This window comes from Bifidobacterium sp. ESL0769, from assembly GCF_029395495.1.
Classification (GTDB): domain Bacteria; phylum Actinomycetota; class Actinomycetes; order Actinomycetales; family Bifidobacteriaceae; genus Bifidobacterium.
Window position 1 is genome coordinate 2,157,567 of the sequence record NZ_CP113918.1, and the last position, 11,842, is coordinate 2,169,408.

Annotated in this window: 10 protein-coding genes and 1 tRNA gene; 9 read left to right on the forward strand and 2 right to left on the reverse strand. The window is 52.5% G+C overall.

Annotated elements, in window-relative coordinates; all coding sequences use genetic code 11:
- Positions 1 to 86: 86 nt before the first annotated feature.
- From OZX72_RS08455 to rfbA, 7 genes are all read left to right on the forward strand, one after another.
- Positions 87 to 950, forward strand: coding sequence for an ABC transporter permease (locus OZX72_RS08455; RefSeq protein WP_277158253.1), 864 nt, complete (start codon positions 87 to 89; stop codon positions 948 to 950).
- A gap of 1 nt (position 951) precedes the next feature.
- A complete protein-coding gene (locus tag OZX72_RS08460) occupies positions 952 to 1,722 on the forward strand; it encodes an ABC transporter ATP-binding protein (protein WP_277158254.1) in 771 nt (256 codons plus the stop codon).
- Positions 1,723 to 1,770: 48 nt separating this feature from the next.
- Positions 1,771 to 2,910: an acyltransferase gene (locus OZX72_RS08465; RefSeq protein ID WP_277158255.1), complete on the forward strand. Its 1,140-nt coding sequence runs from the start codon at positions 1,771 to 1,773 to the stop codon at positions 2,908 to 2,910.
- A gap of 457 nt (positions 2,911 to 3,367) precedes the next feature.
- Positions 3,368 to 4,144: a hypothetical protein gene (locus OZX72_RS08470; protein ID WP_277158256.1), complete on the forward strand. Its 777-nt coding sequence runs from the start codon at positions 3,368 to 3,370 to the stop codon at positions 4,142 to 4,144.
- A gap of 133 nt (positions 4,145 to 4,277) precedes the next feature.
- On the forward strand, positions 4,278 to 5,297 hold the full coding sequence (gene rfbB, locus OZX72_RS08475; protein ID WP_277158257.1) for a dTDP-glucose 4,6-dehydratase: 1,020 nt from the start codon (positions 4,278 to 4,280) through the stop codon (positions 5,295 to 5,297).
- 81 nt (positions 5,298 to 5,378) lie between these two features.
- Positions 5,379 to 6,827, forward strand: a complete 1,449-nt coding sequence (locus OZX72_RS08480) for a bifunctional dTDP-4-dehydrorhamnose 3,5-epimerase family protein/NAD(P)-dependent oxidoreductase (protein ID WP_277158258.1) — start codon at positions 5,379 to 5,381, stop codon at positions 6,825 to 6,827.
- Between the two features lie 9 nt (positions 6,828 to 6,836).
- Positions 6,837 to 7,724 (forward strand): glucose-1-phosphate thymidylyltransferase RfbA, encoded by an 888-nt coding sequence (rfbA, locus tag OZX72_RS08485; RefSeq protein WP_277158259.1) that lies wholly within the window; start codon positions 6,837 to 6,839, stop codon positions 7,722 to 7,724.
- Positions 7,725 to 7,855: 131 nt separating this feature from the next.
- Here the strand turns inward: rfbA and OZX72_RS08490 are convergent, their stop codons facing one another.
- A complete protein-coding gene (locus OZX72_RS08490) occupies positions 7,856 to 9,889 on the reverse strand; it encodes a GH25 family lysozyme (RefSeq protein ID WP_277158260.1) in 2,034 nt (677 codons plus the stop codon).
- A gap of 633 nt (positions 9,890 to 10,522) precedes the next feature.
- Here OZX72_RS08490 and OZX72_RS08495 point away from each other — a divergent pair.
- Entirely contained in the window at positions 10,523 to 10,924 is a 402-nt protein-coding gene (locus OZX72_RS08495; protein WP_277142659.1) for a glycerophosphodiester phosphodiesterase, read from the forward strand.
- 414 nt (positions 10,925 to 11,338) lie between these two features.
- A tRNA-Ser gene (locus OZX72_RS08500) sits at positions 11,339 to 11,426 on the forward strand.
- 119 nt (positions 11,427 to 11,545) lie between these two features.
- Here the strand turns inward: OZX72_RS08500 and OZX72_RS08505 are convergent.
- Complete coding sequence (locus tag OZX72_RS08505) at positions 11,546 to 11,827, reverse strand: helix-turn-helix transcriptional regulator (RefSeq protein WP_277158261.1); 282 nt, start codon at positions 11,825 to 11,827, stop codon at positions 11,546 to 11,548.
- Positions 11,828 to 11,842 lie beyond the last annotated feature (15 nt).

Sequence of the window (11,842 nt, forward strand, 5' to 3'; positions counted from 1 at the left end):
GCGCTACAGTTCTATGCCAGAGCCTAAAATTAACTTGTTTGTTCATAAAAATCAGACGAAACAGCAAAGGTAACGGAAAGGTCACGATGACAGCAGAATCTGAAATCGTCTCGCACCCAGGTAAAAGTAGGGGGCTGCTAGACGTACCTCACTACCTTTACCTGCTTGATCTGCTGGTAAAGAAAGAGGTGCGGATTCGCTATCGCGGGTCCTGGCTCGGCATGGCGTGGACGTACGTCAAGCCGCTCACTCAGTTCATCGTCTTTTACGTGGCCATGGACGTGTTCATGGGCATGGGGCGCGCCGGCAATATTCAGGTCTACCCCGTTTATCTGTTCAGCGGCGTCATCGTCACGAACTTTTTCACGGAAGCGTTCGGCAATTGCACGCGCTCGATTCTCGGCAATTCAGGGCTTATCCAGAAAATCTATCTGCCACGCGAACTATTCCCGCTGGCCTCTCTGAGAGTCGCATTCGTTCACTTCTTCCCACAGCTTGTGGTGCTTATCATCGGCGCTGCACTAATGGGATGGCGGCCGGACATCAAGGGCCTGCTCATTGCCTTTGCCGGTCTCGTGTCGATTTGCCTGTTTGCATTCGGCCTAGGTCTGCTTTTCGGTTCCATCAACGTTTTCTACCGCGATGCCGAAAATATCACCGACCTTGTGGCCATGATTTCCGTATGGGCAGCACCTTGCTTCTACACCTGGCAAATGGTCGCGGCCCACGTGCCGTGGTGGGTGCTCGAAATCTACTATGCGAACCCCATTGCCATCTGCGTGGAATCCTTCCATCGCGGCTTCTGGTGGGGAGCCACGGACCGTACATTCCAGTTTGCCGGCGCCTGGCCAATACGAATCGGAGAAAGCCTTTTGGTCTCGTTGCTTTTCCTTATCATCGGCGAGCTGACCTTCAAGCATCTTGAGGGCCGCTTCGCCCAGGAGATCTGATATGAAGAAAAAATCAAATCCCAAACTTACCTTGCCCGAAGACGTAGCCATTCAGGTCAGTCATGTCTCGAAGCACTTCTCTCTGCGCGCGAATTCCTCCATCAAGGAATCAATCATCAAGCTGTTCACGCCCAAGAAGAAGCGTCACCACGACCAGCAATTCCATGCCCTCGACGATATTTCCTTTACCATCGACAAGGGCGAAACCGTTGGCCTCATCGGCGTCAATGGCTCCGGCAAGTCCACCATGCTCAAGATGATTTCAGGCGTGATGCAGCCCGACAGCGGCGATGTGCTGATTCGCGGCCGGCTCGCAGGACTCATCGAGGTGGGCGCAGGCTTCGCCTCGGAACTCACCGGACGCGAGAATGTCTACTTGAACGGCGCCATTCTCGGCCTTTCGGAAAAGCAGATCGACGAACGCTATGACGACATCGTCGCATTCAGCGGCATCGAGCCCTTCATGGACACCGAAGTGAAGTTCTACTCCTCCGGCATGTTCCTGCGCCTTGCGTTCGCGGTCGCCGTCTACAGCAACCCCGACATCTTCCTGATTGACGAAATCCTCGCCGTCGGCGACGAGGCCTTCCAGCATAAGTGCATCGAGCGCCTCAAAGAACAGCAAAAACAAGGCCAGACCATGGTCATCGTTTCCCATAGTGAAGGTCAAATCAAGGAACTCTGCCAACGCTGCATCGTCCTCGCCCATTCCCACGTCATCTTCGACGGCGACCCGGAAGAGGCTTTCAACGTGATGCGACAGAATCTGTAATACTGTTGTTTTTTGAAGTTGTCTGGATTGGCATAGACAATTATCTGATTGGGAGAACAACATTTAAATCAGAGGAAAGAATTGCAAGGTTTACAAAGGGGTAATTCCGGACAATCCAAGCAAACGATGCGTCAATCGAACTTGGAGTTGCTGCGCATCATCTCGATGATGTTGATTGTCCTATGCCACTTCTTCTACTACAACAAGTTTTCCCTCGACCAGCAGCCGATGGGACTCAAAAGAATCGTCCTTAAAACTTTCCTAGGCAGCCAAGGCAGAGTTGGCGTCGACATATTTTTCGCAATATCCATTTGGTTTTTGTGCAAGCCAAAGCGTCCGCTCGCTTTTCACGATACAGCAAAGCGAGCTTGGATTCTTGAACGTACCCTGCTTTTCTGGTCAGTCGTCCTCGGTATAGCGTGTATGGTCGCCGGAATCGCGCCAAAGAATATCTACATGATCTTGAATACGATTCTTCCGACTTTAAGTAATGACTGGGGATATGCGACTTGCTATATCGTCATCCTCTTGCTCATGCCCTTTGTCGTCAAAGGTCTTGCCTGTTTGAGCCGACAAGAGCACTTGGTTCTGTGCGTCATCATCATTTTTATCGGCCCTGTTATGGCAACGATACCCGGACTCGAACATCACCTGCTCAACACTGGCCTGCTGAGCTTTTTGGCTCTTTTGACGCTGGTAACGTATATTCGTTGGTATCATTGCGAACCGGCCAAACCTCTTATCGGCGTGATTTGTCTGGCAATGGGATACTTCATCATCGGAGTCGAAGCCTATTTCGGGTCTCAGGTTTACGAAATGATGGACATGGGTATTTTATTGGAAACATTCGGCTGGTTCATCCTTTTTTCGAAGTTGCACTTTTCCAGTCGGTTCGTCAATTGGATCGCCTCGCACGTTTTCGCCATCTATCTGATCACCGAATTCATACCAATCAGACAATGGCTGTGGGGGACCATATTCGATTACGGCCCCTATTATCACGGGCTTGCTTCCATTGTTTATCCTATTGCCGTCACCCTGCTCATCAGCGCAATCTGCATTTTATTTGATATGGCAAAATCGGCAATTTTCAAGTTAACCGTCGACCGCAATAAAGGTCATTGGTTCGAATTGTTGTGGCCAAAAATCTCGATGAACACCAAAACAATCAGGGAGCCAGATTCTTAAAAACGTATATTTTCAATTAGAATCAATACGTGTTTTCACACTGATCGAAATATCGTATTCAGTATTGTGCAGATAAACCACAGGGAGCGTCAATGAAGGAAAACGAGGGTCGCAAGCTTCAAGTTCGCCAGTCGAACCTGGAGTTGCTGCGTATCGTCGCCATGGTGATGATCATCATGCATCACTTCTTTTTCTTCAATAAATTTCCCTTATATGCCCAACCTCTAAGCAGGAAACGATTGCTGATTCAAACATTCCTCGCTACCGAAGGGAGGGTCGGCGTCGATTTGTTCTTCGCGATTTCAATCTGGTTTTTGTGCAAACCGCACCGGCAAATCACTCTGCATAGCGCCGCAAAACGCTCATGGATTCTCGAGCGAACGCTCTTATTCTGGTCCCTGGTTTTAGGTGTTGCCTGTATAATCTTCAGACTTACGCGATCAACACAACCTTTATTTTGGAAATGTTCCTGCCGCTACTCACCAATCACTGGTGGTATGCGACCGTCTATGTCATCATTCTTCTTATGCTGCCCATGCTGGTCAAGATTTTAGGCGCGCTCACCCAACGAGAACATTTCATTCTTGCCTGCATAATCTTCTTCATCGGCCCTATCATGGGCGATATTCCTGGGCTCAATAACCTTATAATCAACGACGATCTTTTGGAAATGCTGTGCCTTTTGGTCCTGGTTTGCTATCTACGTTGGTACCACGAACAGCTTCTTTCCCTCGGCATCGGCTTGGCTTGCCTCACTTTTGGCTATTTGGTCATCGGGATCCAGGAAGCAACTGCAGACACCGTTTTCTCCCAGAATCCTTCGGTTTTTATCTTTCCTAAAATGATGAACCTTGGCATTCTGACGCAAGCGTTTGGATGGTTCGTTCTCTTTTCTCACATCCACTTCCAAAGCCGTATCATCAACTGGATTGCTTCGCACGTCTTCGCCATCTATCTCATCACCGAATTCGTCCCGATTCGAGACTGGATCTGGAGAAGCGTATTCGACTACGGACCGTACTACCAAAGCCGAATAATGGCCGTCGTCTACCCAATAGCCGTGGTCCTGTTTCTCTGCGTGGTATGCATTTTGCTTGATGTCATCAAATCGGCGATTTTCAAGCTCACCATTGACCGGCATAAGGGTCGTTGGTTCGAAGCCGTCTGGAACTGGACTGCCAAAAAATTTGCTAGGAACAACCAAACGCCCAAAACCAGCAACGAGCTGCAATAAGCCAGCAATACCAAGCCGAACCTCTGATTTATACGGATTCGTCACACAGTCAAATACCACATAATTGTGCCTGAACCTTGTAGTTATCAATTGAGTGCGTTTACAGTTCGCGCTCGAAGGTAGAATGGTGAGCATGACTGAAGAATTTATGCCTAAGAACATTATTGTGACCGGCGGATGCGGGTTCATCGGCTCGAACTTCGTGCACTATGTTGCGAAGAACCACCCGGAGACGCACGTCACCGTGCTCGACGCGCTGACCTATGCCGGCAATATCGAGAACATCAAGGGGCTTCCCGAAGACCAGGTCGAGTTCGTGCACGGCAACATCTGCGACGCCGAGCTGCTCGACAAGATTGTTCCGGGCCACGACGCTATCGTGCATTATGCTGCCGAGTCTCACAATGATAACTCGATTGTCAATCCGGAACCGTTCATTCAGTCCAATATCGTGGGCACCTACCGTCTGCTCGAAGCGGCGCGTAAGTACGACGTGCGTTACCACCAGATCAGCACCGACGAGGTCTATGGCGACCTCGCGCTCGACGACCCGCACCGCTTTACACCGGAATCCCCGTATCGCCCGTCCAGCCCGTATTCTTCCAGCAAGGCCAGCGCCGACATGCTCGTGCGCGCCTGGCACCGCACCTACGGCCTGCGCACCACGATTTCAAACTGCTCCAACAACTATGGCCCGTACCAGCATGTGGAGAAGTTCATCCCGCGTCAGGTCACCAACATCCTCGACGGCATCCGCCCGAAGCTTTATGGCAATGGCCTGAACGTGCGCGACTGGATTCACACCGAGGACCATTCCAGCGCCGTCTGGGCGATTCTGACCAAAGGCAGGATCGGCGAGACCTATCTCATCGGCGCGGACGGCGAACGCAACAACCTCGACGTGCTGCACGATATCCTGCGCGTGATGGGCCAGCCTGAAGACGCGTTCGACTGGGTGCGCGACCGCCCTGGTCACGACCGCCGTTACGCGATTGACCCGACCAAGCTCATGACGGAGCTGGGTTGGAAGCCGAAGCACACGGACTTCGAGTCTGGCCTCAAGCAGACCATCCAGTGGTATACCGACAACGAGGACTGGTGGAGGCCCGCCAAGGCGGCCACCGAAGCCAAATACAAGAAGCAAGGCCAGTGATTTCGTTGCGCGTCACCCGCAAGGTGTGGCGCGCTTTGTCTTCAACAGTTCGGCAATTACGCAACGCAAACGAGGCTAGATATGGCATTTGAATTTGAGAAGGACCTGAAGGTCACCAAGACGAACATCCCGGGTCTTCTGGTGTTCGACCTGCCGGTGCACGGCGACAACCGCGGCTGGTTCAAGGAGAACTGGCAGCGCGCCAAGATGACCGCTCTGGGCCTGCCGGACTTCGGGCCGGTGCAGAACAACATCAGCTACAACGACAAGAAGGGCGTCACGCGCGGCATCCACGCCGAGCCCTGGGACAAGTACATCTCGATCGCGGCCGGCGAGATCTTCGGCGCCTGGGTGGACCTGCGTCCCGGCGAGAGCTTCGGGCAGGTGTTCACGACCCGTCTGGACCCGTCGCGTGCGATCTATGTGCCGCGGGGGGTAGGCAACAGCTTCCAGGCCTTGCAGGACGGCACGGTGTACACGTATCTGGTGAACGCGCACTGGTCGCTGGAGCAGAAGAAGACGTACACGTTCGTCAACCTCGCCGACCCGGACCTGGGAATCGACTGGCCGATTCCGCTGGATCAGAGCGAGCGGAGCGAGGCCGACCTGCACCACCCGATGTTGAAGGACGCCAAGCCCATGGCCCCCAAACGGACCCTCGTCACCGGATGCAACGGACAAGTCGGTCATGCAATCCGCAAATATGTTCAGGAGCATCAGCTCGACAGCTTTGAATTTGTCGATTCCGATACGTTCGATATCACCAATCCTGCCGCTTATGAAAACTATGACTGGGACCTTTACGGCACCATCATCAACACCGCGGCCTTTACAGCGGTCGATAAGGCCGAAACCCCAGACGGCCGCAAGGCAGCATGGAATACAAATGTCAGCGGCGTGGTGAACCTCGCCAAGGTCGCCACTCGCCACGGCATCACTCTGGTCCATATTTCCAGCGATTACGTTTTCGACGGCACCGCCAAGCAGCACACGGAAGATGAAGGCTTCGCACCCTTGGGCGTCTACGGCGAGACCAAGGCCGCTGCCGACGCTATCGTCTCCACCGTCCCCCGCCACTACATCATCCGCTCAAGCTGGATCGTCGGCGACGGCAAGAACTTCGTGACCCGTATGCTCGGCCTCGCGGAACAAGCCGCCGAAACGCAAAAGCAGACCGCACAGGCGCCCAATGATCAAAGCGGCAGGCTGACTTTCGTGGGCGATTTGGTCAAGGGCATCTTCCATCTGCTCGACAACGGATGCGATTACGGCACCTACAATCTCACGGGTTCCGGCCGCGTAGCGTCCTGGTACGATATCGCCGCAAAGATTTTCGAGCTGGAAGGCGTCGATACCAAATACATCGACGCGAATTCCGTGGATACCTACGCCGCCCAGACCGGCGGTTCCAAGCGCCCACACCACTGCGCACTTGACCTTTCCAAGATTCGCAGCACCGGTTTCGAACCCGCGGATTGGGAGCAACTTCTCGAAACGTATCTGGCCGATCACAAGCGCAATCAGGACTAAGGAGACACCATGAAAGGCATTATTCTTGCAGGAGGTTCGGGCACCCGTCTTTATCCGTTGACGACGGTGACCTCGAAACAGCTGCTGCCTGTCTACAACAAGCCGATGATCTACTATCCGATGAGCGTGCTCATGCTCGCCGGAATTCGGGATATCCTAGTGATTTCCACACCGAAGGATCTGCCGAATTTCGAACGCTTGCTCGGCGACGGCAGCCAGTTCGGACTCAACCTTTCCTACAAGGTGCAGCCCAGCCCCGACGGTCTCGCCCAGGCGTTCATCATCGGCGAGGACTTCATCGACGGCGATTCCTGCGCGCTAGTGCTCGGTGACAACATCTTCTACGGCAACGGCCTGAGTCAGGTACTTAAGCGCGCCGTCAAGGTGGAGCATGGCGCTTCCGTGTTCGGCTACTACGTCGACGATCCGGAACGTTATGGTGTGGTGGAATTCGATAAAAACCATAAAGCAGTCAGCATCGTCGAAAAGCCGGAACATCCGGCCTCGAATTACGCGGTGACCGGTCTCTATTTCTACGACAATCGTGTGGTCGATTTTGCCAAGCAGGTTCGTCCTTCGGCCCGAGGCGAGCTGGAAATCACCGACCTCAACAAGATGTATCTGGAAGACGACTCCTTGAATGTGCTGACGCTGAGCCGCGGCTATGCCTGGCTCGACACCGGCACCATGGACTCGCTGTATGAAGCCGGCGAATTCGTGCGCACCGTCGAGCGTGCACAGGGTCTGCCGATTGCAGTGCTCGAGGAAATCGCATACGAAAACAACTGGATCAGTCGCGACCAACTGCTCGAAGCCGCCCACAAGTACGGCAAGAGCCCTTACGGCCAGCACCTGCTGCAGGTAGCCGAAAACAAGATCCTCGCCTCGGATATCTAAACTCCTCTAGCGGGTGATGTTCGTCGGAAAACCGAAATAAATACATATAGAAAGTGGGTGGGAACCGAATCACGTGTTCGGTTCCCACCCACTTTATTCACCACAATGAAATAGCGTATTACATCAAATCATCAGACTCCGAATGCATAGGTTTTAGTGTCAGCCAACCGGCCATCCCAAGTATACAATTCGTAATGCGTCCAATACACGCCTCTTCTCGGATGCCACATGGCCCACTGCCCGCCGAATTGCTGCACCCAACGCCCAGCGCCGTAATCATAAATCTTCATCTGGTAATGAGACCAGGGATTGCTGGAACTCATACCCAAAAGAATACCGCCGTTACGCCACCCGGAATAGGTGCCGGTTATATATGTATTACCTGCGGTATAGTGGAACGCTATGGTTTTGGTGCCTATGGAACGTTGCGTCGCCCTATCACGGACCTCAAGCTGCAGCCAGTAATCGCCGGAGTTGGCATACCAACTGGCCCAGTTGCCTCCCACCCAACCGGTGATGTCGCGCCACGTATGACTGCCCAAATCGTAGCTTTGCCACTTGTAGTCCACCGGACTGCCGTTGAGCCCCGCGGAAGTGCCGATGTCGATATAGTCGTTGCGCATGATCCAGATGATGTTGAGGTCACTCTGATAATTGCCGAAGGCATTTGCATCGACGGTTCCTATGCCGTCAATCCAATTGTTGTCAGCATATTGCCAGCCACGGTCGTTGGTCGGGAAATTAAACCCTACCCGCGAGCCATAGCTTGCCACCCAACGGGTCCTTGAGTGGATATTCCCCGAATTAAGCGGGCCGTTGAGATATGACGTGTAGGAATAGACGGAAACATTGCCGTATCCGCTGAGCTGGACCTGCATGAACCAGTTATTGACAACGCCGTCGTAGACCCACGGTGCAGTTGGAGGGGCATGACCCGTCCATGTCCAATTCTCCAAATCATAAAATACCGGATAGCTCAAATCACCGGGACTTACGCCAAGTTGGCGGAGTTTCTGGACGGTATCACTGCCCTCTGCAGCTCCGGAATTATTGTCGTATGCATATGAATAAAGGTAAACGCCGAACGGAATTCCCAGACGCTTGCATTCATTGACATTACGCTGAGCCTGATAATCAAGCCTATTGCCCCAGCCGAAACCGATACGAATGATCGCGCCTTCGACACCCGCGTTTTTCGCTCGCTGCCAGTCGATCATGCCCTGGTGTTCGGAAACGTCGACCACGCCCTTGGCTTGCTGGGCGAAAAGATTGCCGCCTCGTTCGAAGAACGCCTGTGTGCCGTTGTACCAACCCCAATAGGCGCCATACTCGTTGTTTTGCAAAGCGACATTGTGCACATTGCCGTTGGCTGCTTGGGATTTTTGGATGTAGGCAGCGCCGCTGGCACTCTGCGAAGATGGGCTGGATGAGGAATTCCCCGAAGGAGACGATGCATTATTCCCGGTTGAGGATTTGGCGGAAGGCTCATTACCGGCAGGCGTATTCGAAGAATTCGAGGAAGAAGAATCGCTGCCACTGGGAGCATTGGCCGATGGAGAGGGAACCGAAGATGGGGAGGAAGGAGAGGGAGCGCTGCCATTCGAGCCATTATTCGAGCTACTATTATTCCCGCTGTTGCCATTGCTGCCGGCATTGGCATCACCGCCGTTCTTTTGCACAGCCTGCTTCACTTCGCCGGCTTCGACGGGAATGAAGTGCTTACCACCAGTTTTAGCAAGCGGGTCGGGCTGCTTAGTCGGCGTGCCGACCAACTTCGGGTCGGTCACTGGCTTGCCGGTTTCCACATTCTTGACCTGGCCGTCCTTGGTCACAGCCAGATCCTTGGAAACGACTGTCGCATCGTCGGGGACGGCAGCGCTGACCTTGTCTGGCAACTTCTGGTTCGGGTTATCGGGCATGGCGTCTTTCGCGTCATCGGCTGCGGGAGATACCCGCTGGTTGCCAATAGTGCTATTGCCGACACCGTTTCCTTGCGCACCCAGCGCCGGGCTAGAAGTCGTAGAACCTATACCAGCTTGGCCCAAACCGCTCAGGTTCGTGTCCGTCGCCGCCTGCGCCGGAACCGCAGTCAACGCCAGTCCCAACGCCGGAATCGCTATCACCACCCCGAGTTTGGTAGCCAACTGTGTGAACCTAGTCTTCATCAATCTTGCCTCTCAAATCGGTCATTTTCATCGGGAACCCGGCATGCCAACATCCGCCTTGCGCGCTTTCCCAATGATTCTCAATTTGACACATTTCCGTTCTTTTTTCTTGAAATTCGTTTTGCCCGATGAACCAACCCACCAGCTCTTCAATAAGAGCAAACGTGTCCAATCTGATGTAATAGTAATGCCATTAACGAAAAATACAGACATAAGAGCGAAATATTAGCGAAATCATAACAGTTTATTACAGTCAAGAAGAAACCAACACCTTGTGCTGCCTTTGGATTCCGTTCAATACTCGCGGTCAAAATATACGTTCTTAGCACTGTTCTTGATTCCATATCAGCTAAACAGAACATTTTTAATGTTATCTTTCAGATATTTACTCTGTAGTAATTCATCATGTCAATGTTTTTTGTCGGAATAATGGCCGCTAAATCACATCGTGACGAAATCTACAAAATTGAGCACCTTACGCCAATAGTCATGTGCTACACTAAATGAGTCGGCACAGCAAAGTGTCGGAACAATCTGAACGAGTTGTTCTTGTGCAAAGGGTGTTCACTATAACATCCGTCGAGCAAAACATCCCGTCGTCTATTGGCAAAAGCCGATAGGAAGGAATGCATCATGGCAGATGACAAAACCATCGTCGTTGATCCAGCGCTATACGGCGAAACCGCAGCCGAGAAGACCGCAGAGGCCAACAAGGTAGCCCGCAAATTCGGCATCGGGGATGACGCCCTTGCCAAAGTCGAGGATTTCAAGAAGGAACTGACCGACCATAACGCTTGGGATTTACCGTTTATGGGCTATATCGACGAGGACGGATACGGCTACGCCTACGTCCCCGACAAGGCCATCGCGCCGCCGAACTGGGATGCGCATGCGGCTTTCAAGTCCCTCCCCTACGATGCACAGACCGCCTTCGCGATTCGCATGCTCTTCACGCACCGCGACGTCGACCGTTACGGCGCCACGATGTTCCTGCATTATGAGCGCAACTTCGACATCAAGTTCAAGGAAGACTGAAGTAATTAGTTAGTCTTTGCGAACGCGATAACGCTATGTTCGCCGGCACTCTTTCCATTGGAGAGTTTCAGCGGGCATAGCGTTATTTTGTGCTTCTCAACCAATTCGGAATCACAGAATCAATGGCCGCAGCCTCTTGAACCTGCACTTTTTTCACATCGCTGTCTCAAAAGTGCAGCTGTCACCACCCATAACGCACTTTTCGCGTATTGCTGTTAGAAAAGTGCACGTTACCTTCCACAAAATGCACTTTGGGTCTATAACCCCTTTTAGGACATTGGCTTACAAAATATCATTGAACCGCCACGCCGACGCCGAAATCGCTTGCGAAGCTCGGGGCCTCATGGTATCTTATTTAAGTTGTGTGTTGTGAAGTCTGCTTACAGATGTTGTGGACTTGTCAATATGCATGCTGGAGAATTCGCCTAGTGGTCTATGGCGCACGCTTGGAAAGCGTGTTGGTGTAACAGCCTCACGAGTTCGAATCTCGTATTCTCCGCCACCTCGAAACCCCTTGATTTTCAAGGGGTTTCACCATATTTTGAACCCCTAAAAAACGGTTCTATGTTATTACTATGTTATTAAAAAGATGCAGCCTGACCAATCTGCATTACAAAAGGTCTATTTTTCACGCAGATCGGGCCACGGTTTCGGCAACAAATCCGACACCTCAACATCGAGAACCTCGGCCAATGAAATGAGTGTCCTGATCTTGGGGTTCAGGGATGGGGTGCTACGGAAGCCCGCGCTTTCCAGACGCTGATACTGAGGCAGTGATATCGCGGCGTCGGAAGCGACCCTTTGCTGGCTGTACCCGCGTTCGGCCCGTATTCTTCTCAGATTCATCGCGAACACGTCGGCGTATTTTTCCCAAGTGAGTTTTGTGGATATTCGGTTTGCCATACTTTCAAGCAAACC